We start from the raw sequence: 21,932 nt of genomic DNA on the forward strand, positions 1-21,932 counted from the left end.
GCTCACGCCCGGCCGAACGGCAGGATCGCCTCCAGCTCCGGCAAAGACGGCTTGCCCGGCACCTGCCGACCGCTGCGCATCAGGAAGACATGGCGGACGATCTCCGCCTGCTGCTCGATCCCATAGCGCGCGAACGGCTTGCCCGGCTGGTAGTCGTAATCATAGCGGCAGAACGGGTGCCGCCACACCAGCAGGTTGATGCCGGCCTGGTGCTGCCAGACGTGCGTCATTTCGTGAATGAACAGCCCTTGCGCCGCCAGATCGCCGGCACCGAAGCAATCGCAATAGCTGCGCCCCTGCGGATGGAAATGAATATGCCCGCGCGGCGCCATGACGATGGCACGCGGCTGAAAGGGCCACCATTTGCGGTTGCGAATCCGCACCTCGTCCAGGGCGATCGCATCGCCGAACACCCGCTCGACCAGCGCGCGCTCCGGCTGGGACAGCGGCCGATCGACGGCGCCAATGTGCGGGGATGGGACGGCCATGCAGCCGTGATAGGCGCCCCTGCCTCGCCGGCAAGGCCCGCCTCTCCCGGCGCATGCCCGCCGGCCGTCACTCGCTCTTGAGATCGAGAACCGACACCGCCGCCAGAATGACGCCAAAGACCGCAACCATGCCGATGAAGGTCAGGACCGGCCACTGCATAAGAAGGTTCATCGCGAATGCTCCTGCAAACCATGTGATGAGCCCTCTTTTCACCGAACGGCGCCGCCGACATTGATCGGCATCAAACCCGCGCCCGCCCCATCCGGGCGGAATTTTTTTCACGGGTGATCCCCGCGCGGCATTTTCCCGTGCGTAAAAACCGACAATCTTGCCCAAGTCTGACAGGTCCATTCATCGGGCGGTCATCTGGGCTGACTTAGAAAAGCGATGTGGCGCGGGGACTGACCTCGGGATTCCCCCCTGTTGCCCGGGCTTCGCCCCGCACCACATGCGCAAAAATTCAGGCGCTTTCTTCGAGCCCCCGCTCCATGCCCCCCGGAGCGGGGGTTTTCGATGTCCGCGCTATACGCCCGGCCTGGTGCCGCGACGCACAGCCGCTCGAGTCAAAATAATCGCTTCGCGGCTTGGGTTCGGCGCCGAGGGCGGCTAGGGACTTTGGCCATGTCGACCAAGCAGACTCTCAAGATCGCCTCCTGGAATATCAACAGCGTCCGCGCCCGCCTCGAAATCGTCGAGCGCTTCCTCACCGAGTATCAGCCGGACGTTCTGTGCATGCAGGAGACGAAGGTCGTGGACGGCTCCTTTCCTGAGGGCCTGTTCCGCCGGCTCGGCTATAATCATCAGGTGCTGCACGGCCAGCCGATGCACCATGGCGTGGCCATCGTCAGCCGCATTCCGGTGCGTGAGGACGAGCGACTCGACTGGCAGGCCAATGGCGAGGCGCGCCACATCGGCGTGCGGCTGGAAAACGGGCTGCGCATCGAGAATGTCTACGTGCCCGCCGGCGGCGAAGAGCCGGACCGCACGATCAACCGCAAGTTCGGCCAGAAGCTCGATTTTCTGCAGCGCATGATCGATTGGTCCGGCAAGCTCGGCGGATCGACCCTGCTGCTCGGCGACTTCAACGTCGCGCCGCTGGAGTGCGATGTGTGGAGCCACAAGCAGCTCATCAACGTCGTCAGCCACACCCAGATCGAGCGCGACCTGCTCGGCCATCTCCAAAGCTCGCACAACTGGATCGACCTTGGCCGGCGCTTCGTGCCCGCGCCCGAGCGGCTCTACACCTGGTGGAGCTACCGCGCGCAGGATTGGGCGAAGTCTGATCGCGGCCGTCGGCTCGACCATATGTGGCTGAGCCCCGACCTCGCGGAGACGGCGGTCTCGCATCAGGTCGCCGAGGATTGCCGCAGCTGGACGCGCCCCTCGGACCACGCTCCGCTGATTACGGAATTCGCCTTCTGATGGGCGCGCGATAATGGACGGGCGCGCTGCGGCTCGCGCCATCGATGCCCTTCGGCGCGGCTGGCCTATCCGGCTGGTCGATGCAGGTGTCGATGCAGGTGGGGCGCTGACGCTGCTGCCTGTGGAAGGCGCGACGCCGACGAGCCTCTCCTCGTTCGACCCGGCGGCAGAGGCGCCCCTGCTGCTCTCCGCCGCGCGGGCCGTCACGCTCAAGCTCGCCAACCAGCGGGAGGCGGCGGACCCACAAGCGCCGGCGCTCATCGCCCGCGAGCGCTGGATCGATTCGCCCGCCGCCGCCATGGCCATTGCCGATCCGGTGCGCGATCTCGCGACGCCGCTCAAAGGCCCGTTCCGCGCCCTGCCGGTGCCGCACCCGGCCCTGGCCGCCGCCGCCCTCACCCTTGCGCGCCTCGCCGGCATGTTGCCCGCCTTCTTCATCGGCTCCGAGGACGCCGAGGCCGAGGTGCAGCTGAGCGCGGACGATATCGCCACTTATGCAGACCCGACCCGGCTCGCCATCGCCGCCCGCGCGCGTCTGCCCGTCGAAGCCAGCGTGGATGCGCAGATCGTCGCCTTCCGCTCGCCGGAAGATCCCCGCGAGCACATCGCCCTCGTCATCGGCGAGCGCGACGGCAGCGCCCCGGTCGTCCGCCTGCACAGCGAGTGCCTGACCGGCGACGTGCTTGGCTCGCTCAAATGCGATTGCGGACCGCAATTGCACGGCGCTCTGCACGAGATCGCCCATGCGCGCTGGGGCGTTCTGCTCTACCTCCGGCAGGAGGGGCGCGGCATCGGCCTCATCAACAAGCTGCGCGCCTATCAGTTGCAGGATCAGGGCTTCGATACGGTGGACGCCAATGTCCGCCTGGGCTTCGCTATCGATGCGCGCGATTTCGGCGTGGCGGCGCGGATGCTCGATCTGCTCGGCATCGACGAAATCCGACTGCTCACCAACAATCCGGAGAAGGTCGCGGGCCTGGAATCGCAGGGCATCCGCGTGGCCGAACGGCTGCCGCTGGCTTTGCCCTCCAATCCCCATAATGAGCGCTATCTCGCGACCAAGCGGGACCGCACCGGCCATCAGTTGTGAGCGAAGCGCCAGCCATTCTGGTCGATGGCGAGGCGGGGCGCCTGACCATCGGCGACTGGTCCTGCGCCTGTGTCGTCGGCAAGGGCGGGCTCATCGCTGCGGCGGACAAGCGCGAGGGCGATGGCGCCTCGCCCATCGGTGACTGGCCGGTTCGCGCCGCGCTGCTCCGCCCCGGTCGCATCGATGCCGCTCAGGCGCCCGCAATCCCGTGGCGCTGGGTCCGGCCGGACGATGGCTGGAGCGACGATCCCGCCGACCCGGCCTATAACCGCCCCGTCCATCTGCCGCGCCACACCAGCCACGAGCTGCTCGCACGCGCGGATCAGGCCTATGACGTCATCATCGTCCTTGGCCATAATGATGCGCCGCCAACGCCCGGCATGGGCAGCGCGATCTTCTTCCACCAATGGGTGATCGGTGAGAATGGCCAGCCCAAGGCGACGGAAGGCTGTGTCGCCATCGCCCCGGACGACATGCGCACCGTCCTTGGGCTGCTTCGCCCCGGCACGACGCTCCGTTTGCGATAGCGCATCCTGCCGCATTCAACGGCTCGTCGCGAAACCACCCCATGGTAAGCAGCGCTTAACCACAGGGGCCTCACCTGCCGGGACGACCACAAGGTGATTCATGAACGCATATCTCGAAGACGGGCGGACCGACGCAGCCTGGCAAGCCATTTGCCGGTCCCAGGGCGTCATCGAATTCAGCCCCGAAGGCACCATCTTGTGGGCCAATGACGTCCTGCTCGAGACATTGGGCTACCGCCTCGATGAGGTGGTCGGCGAGCATCATCGCATCTTCTGCGCGCCATCCTTCGTGCGCTCCACTGACTATGCGGCCTTCTGGCGGACACTGACCTCCGGCGCGTTCCACGCCGGCCGCTATGAGCGGCGCTCACGCGGCGGCGCCCCCGTCTATCTTCAGGCCACCTACAATCCCGTTGTCGATTGTCAGGGCAGACCGGTGCGCATCCTCAAGATCGCATCCGACGTCACCCGGCAGGTCCAGCTCGAACAGGAAGTGCAGGCCCGCTATGAGGAAAGCCAGCGCCTGCAGGGTGAGTTGCAGCGCGGCAATGCGCGGCTCCAGTCCACCATGGCCGAACTGGCGGCCATCGTGACCACGATCGGCGCCATCGCCAACCAGACCAACCTGCTGGCGCTCAACGCGCGCATCGAAGCCGCCCGCGCCGGCGAGGCCGGTCAGGGTTTCGCGGTCGTCGCCAATGAGGTGAAGAAGCTGGCCGGGGACACCCGCCTCGCGACCTCCCGCGCGGTGGACATGATGAAGCACAGCATCGCGCCGGATATCGCCGCCTGAGCTACTCCGCCGCATCCTCCAGCGATGCGCTGGGTTCGGATGCCGCCAACCCCGCCTCCGGGTTCATCCGCTCGGCCTGCTGGCGCATCCACATCTGCGCATAATGGCCGCCGAGCGCGAGCAACTGCGCATGCGTGCCCTGCTCGACCACACGGCCGTCATCCATCACGATGATGCTGTCGGCATGGACGATGGTCGAGAGACGGTGCGCGACGATGATCGTCGTGCGCCGCGCGGCTACGTCATCGAGCACGGTCTGGATCGCCGCTTCCGTGCGGCTGTCGAGCGCACTGGTCGCCTCGTCGAGGACCAGGATCGGCGGGTCCTTGACCAGCGTGCGCGCGATGGCGACGCGCTGCTTCTCGCCACCGGAGAGCTTGAGGCCGCGCTCGCCCACCCGCGTGTCATAGCCCTTGGGCAGCGAGTCGATGAAGCGGTCGATCGCCGCCCCGCGCGCACCGGCCTCGATATCCGCCTGCGTCGCGCCGTCACGGCCATAAGCGATGTTGTAGCCGATGGTATCGTTGAACAGCACCATGTCCTGCGGCACGATGCCGATGGCGGCGCGCAGCGAGGTCTGTTGCACGCGGGCAATATCCTGTCCGTCGATGAGGATGCGGCCGCCCTGAATATCGTAGAAGCGGAAGAGCAGCCGCGCGATGGTCGACTTGCCCGCGCCGGAATGGCCGACCACCGCCAGCGTCGTACCCGCCGCGACATGGAAGCTCACGCCCTTGAGGATCGTTCGGTCGGGATCATAGCCGAACACCACGTCCTCGAAGCGGATATCGCCCGCTGTCACCGCCAGCGGCGGCGCATCGGGCACGTCCTTGATCTCGGTCTCGGTATCGATCAGCCGGAACATCGCCTCCATGTCGATGAGGCCTTGGCGGATCGTCCGATACACCATGCCGAGCAGATCGAGCGGGCGGAAAAGCTGCATCAGCAGCGCATTCACCAGCACCACATCGCCCGGCGTGAACCGGCCCTGGGCCCAGCCCCACACCGTGAACGCCATCGCCCCGCCCATCATCACATTGGTGATGAGCGCCTGGCCGATGTTGAGCATCGCAAGGCTGTTGTTGCTCTTGGTCGCCGCGTTCATGTAGCTGCGCTGCGCCGCCCCGTAGCGAGCCGCCTCGCGGTCTTCCGCCGTGAAATATTTGACCGTCTCGAAGTTCAGCAGGCTGTCCACGGCATGGGCCGTCGCGCCGGTATCGAGATCGACCATCTCCCGCCGCAGCGCGTTGCGCCATTCGGTGATCTTCTGCGTGAAGGCCGTGTAGAGCGCGATCATCACCAGCGTGCCCGCCACCAGCCCGAAGCCGAACTTGACCTGGAAGATGATGCACACCGCGATCAGCTCAATCGCGGTCGGCGCGATGTTGAAGAGGAGGAAGTGCAGCATCGTCTCGATGGACGTGGTGCCTCGCTCGATGACCTTGGTAACGCCGCCGGTCTTGCGGTTGAGGTGGAAGCGCAACGAGAGATTGTGCAGGTGGCGCAGCGTCTGTTCGGCCATCAGTCGCTGGGCATTGCGCCCGACCCGCTCGAAGGCGACATTGCGTAGATTATCCGAGACGACGCCGCCAAAGCGTGCGCCCGCATAAGCCAGCACCAGCCCCAATGCGACGGCCACCCCCGCCTGCATCCCCGGCCCCATCCGGTCGATGATACCCTTATAGGCGAAGGGCATGACGAGGATGATCGCCTTGCCCAGCAACACCAGCACCAGCGCGACGATGATCCGCGCCTTGAGATTGGGCTCACCCGCCGGCCAGAGATAGGGCAGAAAACGCCGCAACGTCGCCCATGCAGGCGGCGTGGGCAGATCCTTATCCTGATTGTCCGGTGGCATGGATGCCAGTTAGGCGCGCGGCAACCGCTTGCCAAGGGCGGTGAGCTTTGCGCGCCCGATTACCCTCGTTGCGACGTGCTGTGACATCAGCCCTGTGGCGCAGAGGGCACGGGCTTTCGACCGATTGTCCACCAAACGCGATGCGGCGCCAGCAATGGCTCCCGAGGAAAGCGCTCAGCGAGCATCGCTGCGTGAGCCGAGTCGAAGGCCGCAGTGGCATCGGCCCCGAGGCTCGCCTTGATGCCCGCACTGGCTTTAATCCGCCCGCGCCATCCTTCATGACTGTAGGGCTGATCGATGTCGAAGGACGCCGTTTCGATTTCGCTGAAGCCAGCTCCGGCCAAATCCGTTAGCCATTGCGGGTAGACGCCGCCGCCCCCCGCGCCGGGCCACGCGGGATTGTGCGCCAGAATGAGGGCTTCGGTCGCCTCCACCACCGTTCCGGGCAACGGAAGCCAGTCGAAATGAGCCAGGACCACCAAGCCGCCGGGTCGCAGCACCCTGCTCGCTTCCCGCGCAGCGCGCTCCCGGTCGAACCAGTGCCAGCATTGTCCAGCAGTTACGATATCGAAAGCCCCATCGGCGAAAGGCAGCGCCTCGGCTGTCCCAACGACATAGTCGACCTCAAGCTTGGCAGCCCCATCCAGCGCGCGCGCCTCTGAGAGCAGAGCTTCGCTTGGATCGAGGCCGGTGAGGGTCAGCCCCCTGAGCGCCAGGCCACGCGCCACGGACCCTGTGCCGGTGCCGATGTCCAGCGCACGCTGGCCGGGTTGCATGGCAATTTGGCCCGCCAGCCGATCAAAGAATATGGGCGGGAAACCGGCGCGGTGGCGCCCATAGTCCGCCGCAGCCCGCCCGAAATCGACCGCGCCCCCAAAACGGCGCAATTGTTCCGCTGTTTGTGCGCTCTTGTCTCTCAACTTCTGGACTCCGGCACCGGCATAGGGCCTCATCTTATCATCTCGCCGAGATCGCACGCAAAGATTCACCAACTCACGCCCGCGCGCTGAAGACGCTCCAGCCGGTCGCTTCGGCCAGCCGTTCGAGCGCGCGCGTGCCGAGGTGGGAGTTGCCGCTTTCGTTGAGGCCGGGCGACCAGACGGCGATGCTCGCCTTGCCCGGTACGACGGCGAGAATGCCACCGCCGACGCCGGATTTGCCCGGCATCCCGACCCGAAAGGCGAAGTCGCCGCTGGCGTCATAATGGCCGCAGGTCAGCATCAGCGCGTTGATGCGGCGAGCGCGGCGAGGCGAGACCACGCGCCCGCCCCCCGGCTGGCGGCCATCCAGCATGAGGAAGCGGCCGGCCTGCGCCAGCTGCACGCAATCCATGGCGATGGCGCATTGGTGGAAATAGCAGCCCGTCACCAGTTCGACGGGATTGTGGATGTTGCCGAAGGCCCGCATGTAATTGGCCAGCGCGATGTTCCGATAGCCGGTCTCCGCCTCGCGCCGCGCCACGCTTTCATCGATGGCGATGCTGTCATCGTCCGCCAGATAGCGCACGAAGCGCAGCAGCGCGCCGATGGATTCGCGTGGGCGATGGCCGGAGAGATTGACGTCCGCCACCACCAGCGCGCCGGCGTTGATGAACGGATTGCGCGGAATGCCCTGTTCGGCCTCAAGCTGGACGATGGAGTTGAAGGCATTGCCCGAAGGCTCGCGGCCGACGCGCTTCCAGAGCTGGTCCCCCACCTTGCCCAGCGCCATGGTGAGCGCGAACACCTTGGAGATGGACTGGATCGAAAAGCTGGTCCGCGCATCCCCGCCGATGGCGATGGTCCCGTCCGCGCCGACAATGGCCATGCCGAACTGGTCCGGGGACACGTTGGCAAGGCCGGGGATATAGGTCGCGACGGCGCCGCGATCCCGTTCGGCCGCCATGGCCGCGACGATCTCGTCGACGATTGTCTGCAGGTCGCCAGCCATCGGAGCGATCAATGGATGACGATATCGGCAGGCTCCGGCGGCAGCTCATCGCCTGAGGTGCTGGCGATCACCTGCGCCGCGACAAGATCGCCCACCACATTCACCGTGGTGCGACACATATCGAGGAAGCGGTCCACACCCAGCACGAGCCCGATGCCCGCAGGTGGCACGCCCACGCTGGCGAGGATGAGCGCGATCACCGGCAGCGTACCGGCCGGAACGCCCGCCGTGCCGATCCCGCCCATGATGCAGATGAGCATCACGACGAGCTGCTGGCCCAGCGTCAGATCGACGCCGAAAAACTGCGCGAGGAACAGCACCGTCACGCCCTCGAACATGGCTGAGCCATTCTGATTGGCGGTAGCGCCGATGGTGAGCACGAAGCGGGAGATGGGGCGCGGAAGCTTCAATTTCTCCTCGGCGACCCGCAACGATGTGGGCAGGGTCGCATTGGAAGAGGCCGTGGCGAAAGCCATCACGCTCGCTTCCTGGGTCTCGCGGAAGAAGGCGATGGGATTCTTGCCGGCGATGAACTTGAGGATGAGCGGAAACACGCCGAACATCTGCAGGCCGAGCGCCAGCAGCACGACAAAGACGAAGGCGGAGAGGCGCCCGATCAGTTCCCAGCCGAACAGCGCCGCCAGATTGAACATGAAGCAGAAGATGGCGATGGGCGCGAGCTTGATGACAAGGCCGATGAGCCGCATCGAGACCTCGAAAATGCCTTCGAACCCGGCCTTGATCGTCGCGGTCTTCGCTGGATCGACCAGCAGGAAGCCGACGCCGAAGAAGAGCGCGAAGAACATCACCGCCAGAATGTCGTTCGCGCTCATCGCCGCGACGAAGTTGGTCGGCACGATCGCCAGCACCGCCTCGACGCCGGTTTTGGACTCGCCGGCCTGCGCCACGATGGAGGCCGCCCCTTCCGAGGATTGCGCGATCATGCTCCGGGCCAGCGCCGGATCGATGCCGCCGCCCGGCTGGAGCAGATTGACGAGTGCCAGAGAGATGGCGACCGAAATGCTGGAAACGACGACCGTGTAGAGCAAGGTGCGCAGGCCCACGGTCTTGAGATGCCGCGCCTCCCCCATATCCGCGACGCCCACGATCAGCGCCGAGACCAGCAGCGGAATGATGAGCATGAAGAGCAGGCGCAGAAAGATCTGGCCGATGGGCTGGGTGACATAGGTGGTGACGAGCGCCACCCAGGCCGCGTCCGCCGCGACGCTGTGGACGATCAGCCCCAGCACCAATCCCGCTAGAAAACCGCCGAGCATCCAGTATTGCAGGCGCGTTTCCTTGCGGTCTTCGCCCGCGCTGGCTTCGGTCATGCTCGATCCCCTTTTGGTGTTGCGAAGCAGGCTAACAGTGCGGGGAGCGCATCGCAAATACGCAAAAAGCCACTCAGCATCCCAGAAGATGCAACGCCACCTCGCGCTGATGCGGGGCACGGCGATGCTCGACCAGATAGATGCCCTGCCAGGTGCCGAGCGCCAGCCGCCCGCCGATCAGCGGCACGCTGAGCGAAACGCCGGTCAGTACGGCCTTGAGATGCGCCGGCATATCGTCCGGCCCTTCATCGTCATGCAGGTAGCGCTGGTCCTCGGGCGCCATCCGCGCCAGCCAGGCGAGCAGATCCTTCTGCACCGCCGGCGCGGCATTTTCCTGAATGGTGAGCGAGGCGGAGGTGTGGCGGCAGAAAACGGTCAGCAGGCCTTCGTCCATGCCCTGCGCCAAAGCCCAGCGCGAAACCTCGCGGCTGATCTCCACCATGGCCTGCCCCGGCGTCGCGATGCGCAGAACCGTGCTGGCCTGCCGCAGATCAGCCATGACCGGCGGGCGCTAAGATCACGAGCAGCCTTCGACCCACTGGACCTGCTCCCACTGGCCGATGCGCCAGCTCTGCACGGTCTTGCCGTCCGTTTCCGCGATCAGCCCCGTCGGCGCATTGGCCCGATGGAACACCAGATAATGGCCGGTCGGGCCGGTATAGGGATGCGGCTGCACCTCGGCGGAACCGAGCCGCTTGATCGCCTCGGCTTCGCTCTGGCCCACGCGCAGGCCAAATGGTCCCTCATGCTGCGCATCGGAGACATCGACCCGCACGACATGGTCGCCATCCAGCATCACCGCCGCGTCCGGCCAGCCCTTGAAATGCGCATAGGTGCAGGTCGAGCCCGGCATGGGATCGTCCCGCCCGGCGACCGCGAGTCCTTCAGCGGCCAGTTCGGCGAGGGTGGCGCCAATGCGGATCGGCCCGACCTGGTCGAGCGTCTCTGCCTCCGCCGGCTCCTCGGCCGCATTCGCCGCGTCGGCGCTGTCATTGGCCGGCACAGCCATGTTGCGACCCGCCTGCGCGCCATTGTCCGGATCGGCAGGCTGGGACTGGCAGGCGGCAAGGCTTGCCAGAGCGAGGATTGCGAGCGCCGCCCTCATCCGCACTGCGCCCGGTGGAGCAGCGCCTGATCGGCCAGCACCAGCGCCATCATCGCCTCGACGACCGGCACGCCGCGAATGCCAACGCAGGGATCATGGCGGCCCTTGGTGCGGATGTCCGCTGCCGTCCCCTCGCGCGTCACCGTTTCCTGCGGAATAAGGATCGAGCTGGTCGGCTTGAACGCCACGCGCACCCGGATCGGCTGACCGGTGGCGATACCGCCGGCGATGCCGCCGGCATGATTGGCGAGGAACACGGGTCGCCCGTCATTGCCCGGGCGCATCGGGTCGGCATTCTCCTCGCCGCGCAGCCGCGCTGCGGCAAAGCCATCGCCAATCTCCACGCCCTTCACCGCGTTGATGCTCATCATCGCCGCCGCCAGTTCGCTGTCCAGCTTGGCATACAGCGGCGCGCCCCAGCCTGCGGGCACGCCCATGGCGACGCATTCGACTACGGCGCCGAGCGAGGAGCCATCCTTGCGGGCCGCATCGACAAGCGCTTCCCAGCGCGCGGCCGCAGCCGGGTCCGGGCAGAAGAAGGGATTGTTGCCGATCTCGCTGGCATCGAATGCCGCAGGATCGATGGCGTCCCCGCCGATCTCGCTGACATAGCCAAGGATCTGGACCTGCGGCACCACCAGCCGTGCCACGGCACCCGCCGCGACCCGGCTCGCCGTCTCGCGCGCGGATGAGCGCCCGCCGCCGCGATAATCGCGCAGGCCATATTTGGCATCATAGGCATAATCGGCATGGCCGGGCCGATAGGCCTGCGCGACCTCGGAATAGTCCTTGGAGCGCTGGTCGACATTCTCGATCATCAGGCTGATCGGGGTGCCGGTCGTCTTCCCCTCGAACACGCCGGAGAGGATGCGCACCTGATCCGGCTCCTGCCGCTGGGTGGTGAAGCGCGACGTCCCCGGGCGGCGCTTGTCCAGCCAGGGCTGCACATCGGCCTCGCTCAGCGCCAGTCCCGGCGGGCAGCCATCCACCACGGCGCCGATAGCCGGGCCATGGCTCTCGCCCCAGGTGGTGAAGCGGAAGACCCGCCCGAAACTATTGAAGCTCATGCCATTCTTTCCAGCTCAGCCGCCAGGGCAGCGCAGACGGCTGCGCTGCCGCTCATCCCTTGTCGAGCGCGATATCCGGCGCGTCCTCGGCCTTCATGCCAATGACGTTATAGCCTGCATCGACATGATGGATCTCGCCGGTCACGCCGGAGGCAAGATCGGAAAGCAGATACAGCCCAGCCCCGCCGACATCCTCGATGGTGACGTTGCGGCGCAGCGGCGAGTTCAGCTCGTTCCACTTGAGGATGTAGCGGAAGTCGCCGATGCCCGATGCCGCGAGCGTCTTGATCGGCCCGGCCGAAATCGCGTTCACGCGGATGTTCTGCGGCCCCAGGTCCATGGCGAGATATTTGACGCTGGTCTCCAGCGCGGCCTTGGCGACGCCCATCACATTATAGTGGGGGATCACCTTCTCGGCGCCGTAATAGGTCAGCGTGACGATCGACCCGCCTTCGCTCATCATCGGCACCGCGCGCTTCGTCACGGCGACGAGGCTGTAGGCCGAGACGTTCATGGTCAGCAGGAAGTTTTCGAGACTAGTGTCGACATAACCGCCGCGCAGTTCGTTCTTGTCCGAGAAGCCGATGGCGTGGACCACGAAGTCGATGGTCGGCCAGCGCGCGGCCAGTCCCTCGAAGCAGGCATCGACAGACGCCATGTCCGACACGTCGCAGGGCAACAGAAAATCGGAGCCGACTTCCGCCGCCAGCGGGCGCACGCGCCGCTCCAGCGCCTCGCCCAGATAGGAGAAGGCCATTTGTGCGCCCTGCGCGTGAAGTGCCTTGGCAATACCCCAGGCCAGCGACTTGTCGTTGGCCAACCCCATGATGAGGCCGCGTTTGCCGGCCATAAGGCCTGTCATGATGTTGGATCCTCCGTCTCTTCCGCCGGTTCTTCCCCGTCCGGGAAATCAGCCAGCGCGGCGTTGAGTTCGGCGCCAATTACCACGCCAAGCCCAATGATGAAGAAAAAAATGAGCGTGATCATCGCGCCCGCCAGACCGCCATAGGTCAGGCTGTAGCTGGTGATGTTGGAGAAGAAGAGCGGCAGCAGCAACGAGGTGACATACCACCAGCCCGCCGTGAACGCCGCGCCGGGCCATTTCGGGAAGCGCTTGGCGCGATAACGGCTCGGGGTCAGCGCCGCGAAGATGAAGTAAAGCGCGAGATAAAGGATGATCGCCGGCACGAAGCGGGTGGCGGTAAGAATGGCGAAAGCCTGGTCGCTGCCCGGCAGCAATTGCTCGACGATCGTCTCCGCCGCGACGAGCAGCACCTGCAGGGAAAGCGCCAGCAGCGCCCCGAACACGCTGAGCACGATGATGCCCATCGCCCGCAACCGGTAATGCCAGAAGGGCGATGTCGAGCGCGTGCCATAGGCCCGGCGGAGAATGTCGCGGATCGTCTCGATCAGGCTGCCGACGGTCCACAGGCCGATGATCGCGCCAAGCCAGAGCAAGGGTCCGGTCCGCGCCTCCAGCACATCGACGATGGCCGGCCGCAGCACCTGTGCGACGCTGGGCGGCACCGTCAGCAGAAAACCGTTCACCGTTTCGAGACCGGCGCGGGTGCGCCCGAGGATCTGCGCGATTGCCGCAGCAAGGATGAAGAAGGGAAAAACCGCGACCAGCGTGAGATAAGCGAGATTGCCGGCATGAATGAAGCCGTCATTATAAACACCGACCGCGACGCGCTTGACCACGGCCAAAGCGCGGCTCGCCCAGCGGCTCCGCTCGATTTCCGCGCGCAGGCGCTCGCCCCGATCACGCAACCGGCGACGGCGCGCTTCAGGCGATTGCGGAGAGGGATTGGTCAGCACGCCCGATCTCTAGAACAAAGCGGCAGGCGAGGGAATCGCGCACATGCGCCCCTCGTCGCCGGCCATAGCGCAGGGCTTGCCCGCGCCGGGATCACACGCCCAGATGCGTCCGCAACGGCCGCGTGTCGCTCCAGCTCTCCACGAAAGACTTCAGCGCGGCATCATGGCCCGGCACGTCGATCATCAGCGTGACGAGCTGGTCACCGCGACCACCGCTTTTGCGATGGAAACCCTTGCCCTTCAGCCGCAGCGTCTGCCCTGAATGGGCGCCCGCCGGAACGGCGAGCATCACCGGCCCATCGACCGTGGGTACCTTGACGCGCGCGCCGGCCACGGCCTCGTTGAGGCTGATCGGCAGGTCCAGCCGCACATTGTCGCCATCGCGCTTGTAGAAAGCGTGATCGCCGATCTCGATGGTGACGATGGCATCGCCCGCGCCCGCCGGGCCCGGCTGCCCCTTGCCGCTGAGCTTCATCTGGGTGCCATTCTCGACACCGGCAGGCAGCTTAAGATCGATGGTCTTGCCGTCCGCCAGCGTGATGCGCTGCGGCGCCAGCGTCGCGGCATCGGTGAACGGAACGGACAGGCGATAGGCCATGTTGGCGCCCCGCTGCGGCGGTGGCGCACCGCGCCCGCCAAAGCCGAAGCCGCCGCCCGGTCGCCCGCGTCCACCGCTGAACAGCCCCTCGAAAATATCCGAGAAGTCCGGGCCGCCGGCCCCGAACTCAAAGCCTTCCGGCCCGCCGCCCTGCGAGCGGCCCCCGCCCTGTCCGCCAAAGCCGAAGGGATGCGTGGGGTTGCCGTCGGCATCGATCTCGCCCCGGTCGAACCGGGCGCGCTTGTCCTTGTCGGACAGCAGATCATAGGCGCGCGTGACCTCGGAGAATTTCTCCGCGGCCTTGGGATTGTCCTTGTTCCGGTCCGGATGCAGCTCCTTGGCGAGCTTGCGATAGGCGGACTTAATCGCCGCCTCGTCCGCACTGCGGGGGACGCCCAGCAGCGAATAGGGATCAGCCATGTCGTTCTACCCACCCGTTCACGAAGATATCATGCCTCATGGCATTCATCTGGCGATTGCGGCGCGGCGCCGCAAGTGGGGATGCGCGTGCGGCTAGGGCCGATCGACATTCAGATGATGACGTGGCGAAAATGGTGATTTTTCGTGACCCGGAGCGCAGCGTACTCAAGGTACGTGAGCACCGGAAGCACGGAAAATCGCCATTTGCAGGCCGTCAGAGCTGAATGTCGATTGGCCCTATCGCGCGGCGACGCGTGCCGGGCCGTTCGGAAAGCGCTCGAACATCGCCTCGGCGAGGCGCGTGGCGATCGCTTGGTCGCTCCAGCGCGAATCGCCCTCACGCGTCGCGATCTCCGCCCGGCCTTCCCACAGGGGCGCGCCGGTAGCCTTATCGAGGATGCGCGCTTCCATGCGGGTCGACACCAGCGCCTTGCGCGGTTTGGAGAGATCCACCGCGAGCGCCATGCCCATGGTCGATCCATAGGTGCCGGTTCCGACCATCATTTCGCCGCTCACCGGCTTGCGCTTGGTCTCCTCGGGCACCAGCACCTCGCGGCGGATGCGCAGTTCGGTCACCTGCCCGCTGTCGCCCTGCGACTGCGCCAGCGTATCATAGCCGGCCTTCACCAACTGATCGATCACCGCCGCTTCAAAGGGCGCGGTGCCCGCGACGTCATCGACCGCGCCGGTCAGCGTGGAAACCTGGACTGGCCCGCTGCCGAGCCGCGCAGCCCCGCCCTCAGCGGTGAACTGTGCGGCATCGACCTGCCCTTCGCGCGAGTCACGGCCGCTGCTCACGAGGGGTGCACGCGGCGAATCGATGCGCGAGCCGCCCCAGCGATCCGGGCCGCGCCCCCATTGGGCGACGCCCGGCGCGGCCATCGCGAGGAGGGAGAGGGCAGCGATGAAGCGGACAGGGACGGAGGCGTTCATGGTGGTCCTCTTGCGCAGAGCTTGTTTCCGCGCCAGCCCACCCAACTGGTCCAGCATCGGCGCGCATAGTCTATCGACCCACGCCTTGCCCCCATATGAATGGGCATCGCGCCTCCGGGGTATGAAGCGACAGGAGAGTTTCCACGCGCGGCCGCACAGGCTAGGTGAAGCGCATGACGACACAGACCGCGACCTCATCCGAGCCGACCACGCTGACGGACGACCCCTTCGCCCTCTTCGCCCAATGGATGGCCGACGCCCGGGTCAGCGAGCCCAATGATCCCGAGGCCATGGCGCTCTCGACCGTCGATGCGCAGGGCCGACCCTCCACACGGATGGTCCTGCTCAAGGGCTATGGGCCGGAAGGCTTCACCTTCTACACCAATTTCGAGAGCCGCAAGGCTGGGGAACTGCTCGCCCATCCGGAGGCGGCGCTGCTGTTCCACTGGAAGTCGCTGCGGCGCCAGATCCGGATCGAGGGACCGGTCGGCCCGGTCGATGCCGCAACGGCCGACGCCTATTTCGCCTCGCGCCCGCGCGTGTCGCAAATCGGCGCCTGGGCATCCGATCAGTCCCGGCCGCTGGATGCGCGCGAGACCTTCGAGGATCGCATCAGGGAGATCGAGGCGCGCTTCGCCGGCGTCGACGTGCCCCGCCCGCCGCACTGGTCGGGCTTCCGCCTTGCCCCGCGCGCAATCGAGTTCTGGCTGGACCGGGCCTTCCGCCTCCACGAGCGTCGCCGCTATGAGGCCGACAACGTGGGTCGCTGGGCCGCGCAGATGCTCTATCCATGAGGCATGGCCGGTGAGTGCGGCGACGCCTCCGGCGCGCGAGGATCATCTCGCCACGACCGGCGCGATCAATCGCAAGGCCGCGCTCGCCAGCGTCGCCGTGGCGCTCATTCTCGCGGCGGCCAAGAGCTGGGCCGTGCTGCGCACCGAGTCCATCGCCATGCTTGGCTCATTGGCGGACACCGGGCTGGATCTGGTCGCCAGCCTCGTCACGCTCTTCGCCGTCCGCCTCGCCGCGCGCCCGGCGGATTACGACCACCGGTTCGGCCACGGGAAGGCGGAGGCTCTGGCCGCATTGTTTCAGGTCTCGCTGATCAGCGTTGCCGCCGTGCTCATCATCCTGCGCTCAGTCGAGCGGTTCGGCAGTGCCGGCACGCCCACGGCGATCGAATATGGCATCGGCGTCTCCATCCTCGCCATCGTGCTGACCATCCTGCTCGTCAGCTATCAGGCACGCGCGATCCGGGCGACGGGATCGGTCGCGATCAGCGCAGACAGCCTGCATTATCGCAGCGATCTGCTGCTCAACGGCTCGGTCATCCTCGCGCTGGTGCTGGAAACGGCGCTGCACCTGCGCGGCGCGGATGCGCTCTTCGGCCTCGGCATCGGCCTGTGGCTGGCGCTCAATGCGGGCCGGACGGCGATGCACGCCATTGGCGAGCTGATGGACAAGGAATGGCCGCTGGAAAAGCGCCAGCGCTTCCTCGACATTGCCGAGCGGCACCCCGCCCTGCACGGCATCCACGATCTGCGGACCCGCAGCAGCGGATCGCATGACATCGCCCAGTTCCACATCTGGCTCAACCCGCATATGTCGCTGAAACAGGCGCATGACGTGATGGAGGACATCACCCGCGACCTGACCGCCGACTTCCCCGGCCTGGAGCTGATCATCCACCCCGACCCCGCCGACCAGCCGGAAAGCGACCTGCTCACCCAGCAGGATGCCCGCACGGTGCTCGTCAACGAAGCCGCCGCGAGCGACAAGACGCCCGGGCCGGAGACGCCCGCCCCATGACGGCAGCGCCGATGATCCTCCCTTTCGTCCAGGTCGATGCCTTTGCGCATGCGCCGTTCACCGGCAACCCCGCCGCTGTCATGCCGCTGGATCACTGGCTGGCGGACGATGTGCTGCAGGCGATCGCGCAGGAGAATAACCTCGCGGAGACTGCCTTCACCGTGCCGCTCCCACCCGGCGCCGGCGCGGACTATGACTTGCGCTGGTTCACGCCGACCGTCGAAGTGGCGCTGTGCGGCCACGCCACGCTGGCGAGCGGTCATGCCCTGATGGGCGCCGCGCGACAGAGCCTGCGCTTCCGCACACAGCAGGCCGGGGATCTGGTGGTCGAACGCGTGGCGGGCGGTGAAGGCGATACCTACCGGCTCGATCTGCCGGGCATGGCCATGACGCCGGCGGACCTTTCAGAAATCGCTGCCCTGCTCGGTAGCCCCGCGCCGCAGGAGACGCACGCCCGCGACGGCGGCTATCGCCTGCTCGTCTATGCGGACGACGCGCAAGTGCGCGCGCTGCGCCCCGATTTCGCGGCGCTCGGCAAGCTCGGCAATTTGCTCATCATCGCCACCGCGCCGGGCGCCGAGACCGATATCGTCAGCCGCGCCTTCGTGCCGGGCGCAGGGATCGACGAAGACCCGGTGACCGGCTCGGCCCATTGCCTGCTCACGCCCTATTGGAGCGACCGGCTCGGCCGCGACCGCTTCACCGCCTATCAGGCCAGCGCGCGCGGCGGCTATGTCGACTGCGAACGCACCGGCGACCGCGTCATTCTCACCGGTCGATGCCGCACGGTGATCGAGGGGCAGTTTTTGCTTTCAGGGTGGTAAGCCGCCATGAGCAAGAGAGAACTGACGCAAAACGAACGTCGGCAGTTCCACTTGGGCTGCGCCGCCTTGCTCCTCATTCTGGCATTCGGACTTGTGCGGTCAGCCGGCAGCGCAATGTGCGACACAACGACTTTTTATGAAAGTCTCTCGCCCGACGGTTGGACCGGAGCGCGCGTTCAAATGACGGACTGCGGCGCTTTGTCCGGCTTCTCCAGAGTCGTCTGGATACAGCCCCGCTGGCTTCCAACGGATCGGCTCTTCGCCTGTCGAGCCGTAGCGATCGATGGTCAACCAGCTGTTCGTCTGGAGTGGGCGCAGGCAACGCTGGTCGTCGTGACCGACGCACCGCGCGCGAGCGTCATCCACGCCAACGCCTCGTGCTACGGTTGGTCCGTTAAACTGGCAGCGCCACACTCCTGACCAGTCACGAAAACCGCCGGACCAGCCGCGCCATGGCTTCGCGCAGGGCGTCCATGTCTTCCTCGCGGGTGATGCCGAGGCGGACGATGACCAGTCGCTGCTCGGGCGAAACGAGAACAAACTGGCCGCGCTCGCCCACCGCCGCCATCACGCCGGCACCGGCCTGGCCCGGAAAGAGCGGTGAGGGGTCGCCGCCCCGGTTGAGCCAGAGATGCCCACCAAATGCGGCATGAGCGGGCGACGGCGCCGTCATGAAATCGAACCAGGGATCGGCGATGATCTGGCGCCCCGCGACATGGCCGCGCTGGCGGATGAGTTCGCCGATCGTCGCATAGTCGCGCGCCGTCATATGCATCATCAGCGCGCCCTCGAGCGTCCCGCGCGCATCGAATTCCGGCACGAAGTCCTTGAGCCCGAGCGGTCGCGCGAAGCGGGCATCGAGAAAGCGGGCCATGGCGGCGCGGCGGGCGAGCGGGTCCTGATTCGCCGTCAGCCGGTCTGTCATGATGCCGGTGAGGATCATGGTGCTGCCCGCGCTCGGGGCGAAGGTCACGCCCGGGGCCTGCACCAGCGGCTTGGCCGCTGCGAACGCCGCCTGATCCGTGCTGCCCTCGCCCGCGAGCATGGCGAGAGTGTCGCTCGGCTCGCCCGGTTGCCAATCCTCGCGATATTGCAGGCCACTGCTCATCTGCAGCAGGTGCCGCAAGCTGATCGCGGCGCGCGGATCGCCGGTCTGTCGCCAGGCGGCGACGGGCGCCGGATCGTCCAGCGCCAGCAGACCGTCGGAGACCATCATCCCGGCGATGAGGCCGGTGACGGTGCGGGCAATCGACCAGCTCAGGAAGCGGCTCTGCGGCGTGAATCCATCGGCATAGCGCTCGGCGACGATCTCACCCCCGCGCATCACGATGAGCGCGCGCGTCTCGCCGACGTCCGCGCCATCGCCGGGATCGAACAGCGGGTCCACCGCCTCGCGCAGCGCCATGGCGGAAAGGCCGGGGCTGTCCTTCAGCACGGCATAGCGGCTGGCCGGCACGTCCTGCGATGCGCCCGCTCCGGCGAGCATCAGGCTGGCGGCGGTGACGCACAGCCAGCGGGAAAGGCTTTTGATCTTCATGGCGCGCGGCCTTATCACGCAGCGCGATGAAAGGGGATAATCAGATGTGGGGGCAGCGCGATCCTCTCAAGCGCAAGGCCATGATGAAGCGCGCGAGCGGCTGGCTCGCGCTGCTACCGGTGGTTCTGGTCGCCTTCTGGGTCGCGGTGAGCTGGCCGGGCTGGGAGCGGGAGGCCGACCAGGCCGCCGGCCTCGCCGCGCGCCTAGGCTGCTCGTGCCGCTACGTCGAGAATCGCCCGCTCGAAAGCTGCCAGAGCGATCTGGCCGGCGTGCCCTGGATAGCGCTCGTGCGCTATGAGGATGCACCCGAGGCCCGGCGCCTGACCGCCAAGATACCCATGCTGGCCACGCGATCCGCGCGACTCAAGCCCGGCTTCGGCTGCATGCCCGAGCGCTGAGGGGCGTAGGGTGGCCCGTCATATCTCCCCTCCTCTTCAGAGGAGGGACTAAGATAGATCAGTGCCTGCCGCGCAGCCGCTGGATGAGGTGCACCACCGCCGCCACCACCGCGCCGACCAGAAACCCGAACAGCGCCGCCAGCATCGCGCTGATGGTCCAGACGATCGCCGGCGCGTGGCTCACCGCTTCGGCAATGGCGTGTTGGCCATGGGGCAGCGCCCCCAGCGGCGTCCCTTCCAGCCCGTGCAGAATGATCCCGCCGCCGACCCACAGCATCGCCACCATGCCGATCGATTCGAGCAGGCTCAGCACCCCCGGCATCATCCGCACCAGCCCGCGACCGACCCGCTGGACCAAAGGGCCACCGGTCTTGGCCAGATGCAGACCGATATCGTCGAGCTTCACGATCAACCCGACCACACCATAGACCGCGACGGTGACCAGCAGGCCCACGACGGCGAGGACCAGCGCCTGCGTGAGCAGCGGCCGACTCGCCACGTCAGCCAGGGCAATCGCCATGATCTCGGCCGAGAGGATAAGGTCGGTGCGGATCGCGCCTGAGACTTTCGCCTTTTCCAGCGCCTTGGCGTCGCCATCGGCGGGGAGCATGTCCTCCTCCTGCGCATGGCCGCCCCGCAGCATCTCGATGATCTTCTCGGCCCCCTCGAAGGCCAGAAAGGTGCCGCCGACCATCAGCAGCGGCGTGATCGCTTGCGGCAGGAACGCGCTGAGCAGAAGCGCGAGCGGCAAAAGGATGAGGAGCTTGTTGCGAATGGACCCGAGCGCGATGCGCCAGATCATCGGCAGCTCGCGCTGCGGCGAAAAGCCGGTGACGTAGGTCGGCGTCACGGCGGCATCGTCCACCACCACGCCGGCTGTCTTCACGCTGGCCCGGCCGGCAGCGGCCGTCACATCGTCGACGGATGCCGCAGCAAGGCGGGCGATGGCGGCGACATCGTCAAGCAGGGCGGCGAGGCCGGAGGCCATAAGGGATGCTCCTCGTCAGGATAGTGCAGCCACCCTGCCTGATTTCCCGGCGGGCGGAAAGATCGGGCAGCGGGTCAGGCGGCAGGCTCGGGCGGCAACGACCAGTCGATCGCCCCCCGCCCCTGCGCGGTGAGAAACGCATTGGCCCGCGAGAAGTGCCGGCAGCCAAAAAATCCATTATGGGCCGAGAGCGGCGAGGGATGCGGCGCCTTCAGCACCAGATGCCGCCCCCCCGCGCTCACATCCTGCACGAACGCCGCTTTCTTCTGAGCGTAGGCCCCCCAGAGCAGGAAGGCGACCGGCTTGTCCTGCGCGGCGACGGCGGCGATCACCGCGTCGGTGAACCGCTCCCAACCCTGATTGGCGTGGGCGCCGGCCTTCCCCATCTCGACGGTGAGCACGCTGTTGAGCAGCAGCACGCCCTGTTCCGCCCAATGGACGAGGTGACCATGGCCGGGCGGGGTAAAGTCCACATCGGTCCGCAATTCCTTGAAGATGTTGACGAGGCTCGGCGGCGGCCGCACGCCCGGCTTCACGGAGAAGCACAGGCCATGCGCCTGCCCCGGCCCATGATAGGGATCCTGCCCGAGGATCACCACGCGGACATCCGGCAGGGGCGTGAGGGCGAGCGCGTTGAACCAGTCGCTGCCGCGCGGAAAGATTTGCGCGCCGGCCGCCTTGCGGGCCTGAAGAAAGGCCTTGAGCTGCGCCATGGAGGGCGCGGCGAACGCATCGGCCAGTGCCACCCGCCAGCTTTCATCGAGCGAGGCAGGGATGGAGGGCGGGGTTATGGCGGTGTCGGCATCGGCAGTCATTCGCCCGGCTTAGAGCATTTGCGGCGCCGGGCAAATTAGTCCGCATAGGCGCGAACGGCAGACAGCCGCTGCCGGTTGACACGCAAGGCGATGAAACGCATGGGATTTTTATGCGGATATGCATCAGGCATTTTTCCATCCGCCATCATGCGGGGCAGCTTCTCGCGGGCATCTAGCCCCG

At 66.6% G+C, this 21,932-nt stretch carries 24 protein-coding genes; 8 read left to right on the forward strand and 16 right to left on the reverse strand.

What is annotated here, in order from left to right:
* Positions 1-2: 2 nt before the first annotated feature.
* Positions 3-488, reverse strand: a complete 486-nt coding sequence (locus tag M2335_RS00320; RefSeq protein ID WP_264593434.1) for a vgr related protein — start codon at positions 486-488, stop codon at positions 3-5.
* A 67-nt stretch (positions 489-555) separates the two neighbouring features.
* Positions 556-840, reverse strand: coding sequence for a hypothetical protein (locus M2335_RS00325; protein WP_264588282.1), 285 nt, complete (start codon positions 838-840; stop codon positions 556-558).
* 270 nt (positions 841-1,110) lie between these two features.
* Here M2335_RS00325 and M2335_RS00330 point away from each other — a divergent pair, with 270 nt between their 5' ends.
* The 4 genes from M2335_RS00330 to M2335_RS00345 all read left to right on the forward strand — a co-directional run bounded on the left by M2335_RS00330 (position 1,111) and on the right by M2335_RS00345 (position 4,321).
* Entirely contained in the window at positions 1,111-1,911 is an 801-nt protein-coding gene (locus M2335_RS00330) for an exodeoxyribonuclease III (RefSeq protein ID WP_181560868.1), read from the forward strand.
* 13 nt (positions 1,912-1,924) lie between these two features.
* The gene (gene ribA / locus M2335_RS00335; protein WP_264593435.1) at positions 1,925-3,001 is read left to right on the forward strand and encodes a GTP cyclohydrolase II; all 1,077 of its coding nucleotides are present in this window, start codon (positions 1,925-1,927) and stop codon (positions 2,999-3,001) included.
* The gene (locus M2335_RS00340; protein ID WP_264593436.1) at positions 2,998-3,528 is read left to right on the forward strand and encodes a L,D-transpeptidase family protein; all 531 of its coding nucleotides are present in this window, start codon (positions 2,998-3,000) and stop codon (positions 3,526-3,528) included. Before ribA ends, M2335_RS00340 begins: the two co-directional genes overlap by 4 nt.
* A gap of 100 nt (positions 3,529-3,628) precedes the next feature.
* Positions 3,629-4,321: a methyl-accepting chemotaxis protein gene (locus M2335_RS00345; protein ID WP_264577872.1), complete on the forward strand. Its 693-nt coding sequence runs from the start codon at positions 3,629-3,631 to the stop codon at positions 4,319-4,321.
* Between the two features lies 1 nt (position 4,322).
* On the opposite strand, the gene M2335_RS00350 is transcribed toward M2335_RS00345, so the two are convergent.
* The 11 genes from M2335_RS00350 to M2335_RS00400 form a co-directional block, all read right to left on the reverse strand.
* Positions 4,323-6,179: an ABCB family ABC transporter ATP-binding protein/permease gene (locus tag M2335_RS00350; RefSeq protein WP_264593437.1), complete on the reverse strand. Its 1,857-nt coding sequence runs from the start codon at positions 6,177-6,179 to the stop codon at positions 4,323-4,325.
* Between the two features lie 86 nt (positions 6,180-6,265).
* A complete protein-coding gene (locus M2335_RS00355) occupies positions 6,266-7,066 on the reverse strand; it encodes a class I SAM-dependent methyltransferase (protein ID WP_264593438.1) in 801 nt (266 codons plus the stop codon).
* A 106-nt stretch (positions 7,067-7,172) separates the two neighbouring features.
* Entirely contained in the window at positions 7,173-8,108 is a 936-nt protein-coding gene (locus M2335_RS00360) for a glutaminase (RefSeq protein ID WP_413716089.1), read from the reverse strand.
* 8 nt (positions 8,109-8,116) lie between these two features.
* The gene (locus tag M2335_RS00365) at positions 8,117-9,439 is read right to left on the reverse strand and encodes a dicarboxylate/amino acid:cation symporter (RefSeq protein WP_264593440.1); all 1,323 of its coding nucleotides are present in this window, start codon (positions 9,437-9,439) and stop codon (positions 8,117-8,119) included.
* 73 nt (positions 9,440-9,512) lie between these two features.
* Positions 9,513-9,929, reverse strand: coding sequence for a secondary thiamine-phosphate synthase enzyme YjbQ (locus M2335_RS00370; protein ID WP_264588425.1), 417 nt, complete (start codon positions 9,927-9,929; stop codon positions 9,513-9,515).
* Positions 9,930-9,956: 27 nt separating this feature from the next.
* Positions 9,957-10,544, reverse strand: coding sequence for a hypothetical protein (locus M2335_RS00375; RefSeq protein ID WP_264593441.1), 588 nt, complete (start codon positions 10,542-10,544; stop codon positions 9,957-9,959).
* Complete coding sequence (aroC, locus tag M2335_RS00380; protein ID WP_264588275.1) at positions 10,541-11,611, reverse strand: chorismate synthase; 1,071 nt, start codon at positions 11,609-11,611, stop codon at positions 10,541-10,543. The genes M2335_RS00375 and aroC overlap by 4 nt, the downstream gene beginning before the upstream one ends.
* Positions 11,612-11,663: 52 nt before the next feature.
* Positions 11,664-12,473, reverse strand: a complete 810-nt coding sequence (gene fabI / locus M2335_RS00385; RefSeq protein WP_181560875.1) for an enoyl-ACP reductase FabI — start codon at positions 12,471-12,473, stop codon at positions 11,664-11,666.
* Positions 12,470-13,426 (reverse strand): YihY/virulence factor BrkB family protein, encoded by a 957-nt coding sequence (locus tag M2335_RS00390; RefSeq protein WP_264572320.1) that lies wholly within the window; start codon positions 13,424-13,426, stop codon positions 12,470-12,472. The genes fabI and M2335_RS00390 overlap by 4 nt, the downstream gene beginning before the upstream one ends.
* A gap of 94 nt (positions 13,427-13,520) precedes the next feature.
* Positions 13,521-14,447: a DnaJ C-terminal domain-containing protein gene (locus M2335_RS00395; protein ID WP_264593442.1), complete on the reverse strand. Its 927-nt coding sequence runs from the start codon at positions 14,445-14,447 to the stop codon at positions 13,521-13,523.
* A gap of 237 nt (positions 14,448-14,684) precedes the next feature.
* Positions 14,685-15,380: a DUF4136 domain-containing protein gene (locus M2335_RS00400; RefSeq protein WP_264593443.1), complete on the reverse strand. Its 696-nt coding sequence runs from the start codon at positions 15,378-15,380 to the stop codon at positions 14,685-14,687.
* Positions 15,381-15,553: 173 nt separating this feature from the next.
* Between M2335_RS00400 and pdxH the strand changes: the two genes are divergently transcribed.
* Genes pdxH through M2335_RS00415 form a run of 3 tightly spaced genes read left to right on the forward strand, consistent with a single transcriptional unit; the run spans position 15,554 to position 18,013 of the window.
* Positions 15,554-16,174 carry a pyridoxamine 5'-phosphate oxidase gene (pdxH, locus tag M2335_RS00405; protein WP_264593444.1) on the forward strand — a complete coding sequence of 207 codons (621 nt, stop codon included), beginning with the start codon at positions 15,554-15,556 and terminating at the stop codon, positions 16,172-16,174.
* A 10-nt stretch (positions 16,175-16,184) separates the two neighbouring features.
* A complete protein-coding gene (locus tag M2335_RS00410; RefSeq protein ID WP_264593445.1) occupies positions 16,185-17,189 on the forward strand; it encodes a cation diffusion facilitator family transporter in 1,005 nt (334 codons plus the stop codon).
* Positions 17,186-18,013: a PhzF family phenazine biosynthesis protein gene (locus M2335_RS00415; protein WP_264593446.1), complete on the forward strand. Its 828-nt coding sequence runs from the start codon at positions 17,186-17,188 to the stop codon at positions 18,011-18,013. Before M2335_RS00410 ends, M2335_RS00415 begins: the two co-directional genes overlap by 4 nt.
* Before the next feature lie 424 nt (positions 18,014-18,437).
* Here the strand turns inward: M2335_RS00415 and M2335_RS00420 are convergent, their stop codons facing one another.
* Positions 18,438-19,550, reverse strand: a complete 1,113-nt coding sequence (locus tag M2335_RS00420) for a serine hydrolase domain-containing protein (protein WP_264593447.1) — start codon at positions 19,548-19,550, stop codon at positions 18,438-18,440.
* A 44-nt stretch (positions 19,551-19,594) separates the two neighbouring features.
* On the opposite strand from M2335_RS00420, the gene M2335_RS00425 reads away from it, so the two are divergent.
* A complete protein-coding gene (locus M2335_RS00425; protein WP_264593448.1) occupies positions 19,595-19,948 on the forward strand; it encodes a hypothetical protein in 354 nt (117 codons plus the stop codon).
* 58 nt (positions 19,949-20,006) lie between these two features.
* Here M2335_RS00425 and M2335_RS00430 read toward each other — a convergent pair whose 3' ends face one another.
* Together M2335_RS00430 and ung are read right to left on the reverse strand one after the other, a co-directional pair.
* On the reverse strand, positions 20,007-20,936 hold the full coding sequence (locus M2335_RS00430) for a DUF808 domain-containing protein (protein ID WP_264593449.1): 930 nt from the start codon (positions 20,934-20,936) through the stop codon (positions 20,007-20,009).
* Between the two features lie 74 nt (positions 20,937-21,010).
* On the reverse strand, positions 21,011-21,751 hold the full coding sequence (gene ung / locus M2335_RS00435; protein ID WP_264593450.1) for a uracil-DNA glycosylase: 741 nt from the start codon (positions 21,749-21,751) through the stop codon (positions 21,011-21,013).
* Between the last annotated feature and the right edge of the window lie 181 nt (positions 21,752-21,932).

The sequence above is a fragment of the Sphingobium sp. B12D2B genome, from assembly GCF_025961775.1.
Classification (GTDB): domain Bacteria; phylum Pseudomonadota; class Alphaproteobacteria; order Sphingomonadales; family Sphingomonadaceae; genus Sphingobium.

Bases quoted from the DNA above. Each gene is read 5' to 3' on its own strand.
- M2335_RS00320 (WP_264593434.1), bottom strand. From the start codon at position 488: ATGGCCGTCCCATCCCCGCACATTGGCGCCGTCGATCGGCCGCTGTCC.
- M2335_RS00325 (WP_264588282.1), bottom strand. From the start codon at position 840: ATGGACCTGTCAGACTTGGGCAAGATTGTCGGTTTTTACGCACGGGAA.
- pdxH (WP_264593444.1), top strand. From the start codon at position 15,554: ATGACGACACAGACCGCGACCTCATCCGAGCCGACCACGCTGACGGAC.
- ribA (WP_264593435.1), top strand. From the start codon at position 1,925: ATGGACGGGCGCGCTGCGGCTCGCGCCATCGATGCCCTTCGGCGCGGC.
- M2335_RS00330 (WP_181560868.1), top strand. From the start codon at position 1,111: ATGTCGACCAAGCAGACTCTCAAGATCGCCTCCTGGAATATCAACAGC.
- M2335_RS00400 (WP_264593443.1), bottom strand. From the start codon at position 15,380: ATGAACGCCTCCGTCCCTGTCCGCTTCATCGCTGCCCTCTCCCTCCTC.
- M2335_RS00345 (WP_264577872.1), top strand. From the start codon at position 3,629: ATGAACGCATATCTCGAAGACGGGCGGACCGACGCAGCCTGGCAAGCC.
- M2335_RS00375 (WP_264593441.1), bottom strand. From the start codon at position 10,544: ATGAGGGCGGCGCTCGCAATCCTCGCTCTGGCAAGCCTTGCCGCCTGC.
- M2335_RS00365 (WP_264593440.1), bottom strand. From the start codon at position 9,439: ATGACCGAAGCCAGCGCGGGCGAAGACCGCAAGGAAACGCGCCTGCAA.
- M2335_RS00360 (WP_413716089.1), bottom strand. From the start codon at position 8,108: ATGGCTGGCGACCTGCAGACAATCGTCGACGAGATCGTCGCGGCCATG.
- fabI (WP_181560875.1), bottom strand. From the start codon at position 12,473: ATGACAGGCCTTATGGCCGGCAAACGCGGCCTCATCATGGGGTTGGCC.
- M2335_RS00350 (WP_264593437.1), bottom strand. From the start codon at position 6,179: ATGCCACCGGACAATCAGGATAAGGATCTGCCCACGCCGCCTGCATGG.
- M2335_RS00420 (WP_264593447.1), bottom strand. From the start codon at position 19,550: ATGAAGATCAAAAGCCTTTCCCGCTGGCTGTGCGTCACCGCCGCCAGC.
- M2335_RS00395 (WP_264593442.1), bottom strand. From the start codon at position 14,447: ATGGCTGATCCCTATTCGCTGCTGGGCGTCCCCCGCAGTGCGGACGAG.
- M2335_RS00425 (WP_264593448.1), top strand. From the start codon at position 19,595: ATGTGGGGGCAGCGCGATCCTCTCAAGCGCAAGGCCATGATGAAGCGC.
- M2335_RS00430 (WP_264593449.1), bottom strand. From the start codon at position 20,936: ATGGCCTCCGGCCTCGCCGCCCTGCTTGACGATGTCGCCGCCATCGCC.
- aroC (WP_264588275.1), bottom strand. From the start codon at position 11,611: ATGAGCTTCAATAGTTTCGGGCGGGTCTTCCGCTTCACCACCTGGGGC.
- M2335_RS00415 (WP_264593446.1), top strand. From the start codon at position 17,186: ATGACGGCAGCGCCGATGATCCTCCCTTTCGTCCAGGTCGATGCCTTT.
- ung (WP_264593450.1), bottom strand. From the start codon at position 21,751: ATGACTGCCGATGCCGACACCGCCATAACCCCGCCCTCCATCCCTGCC.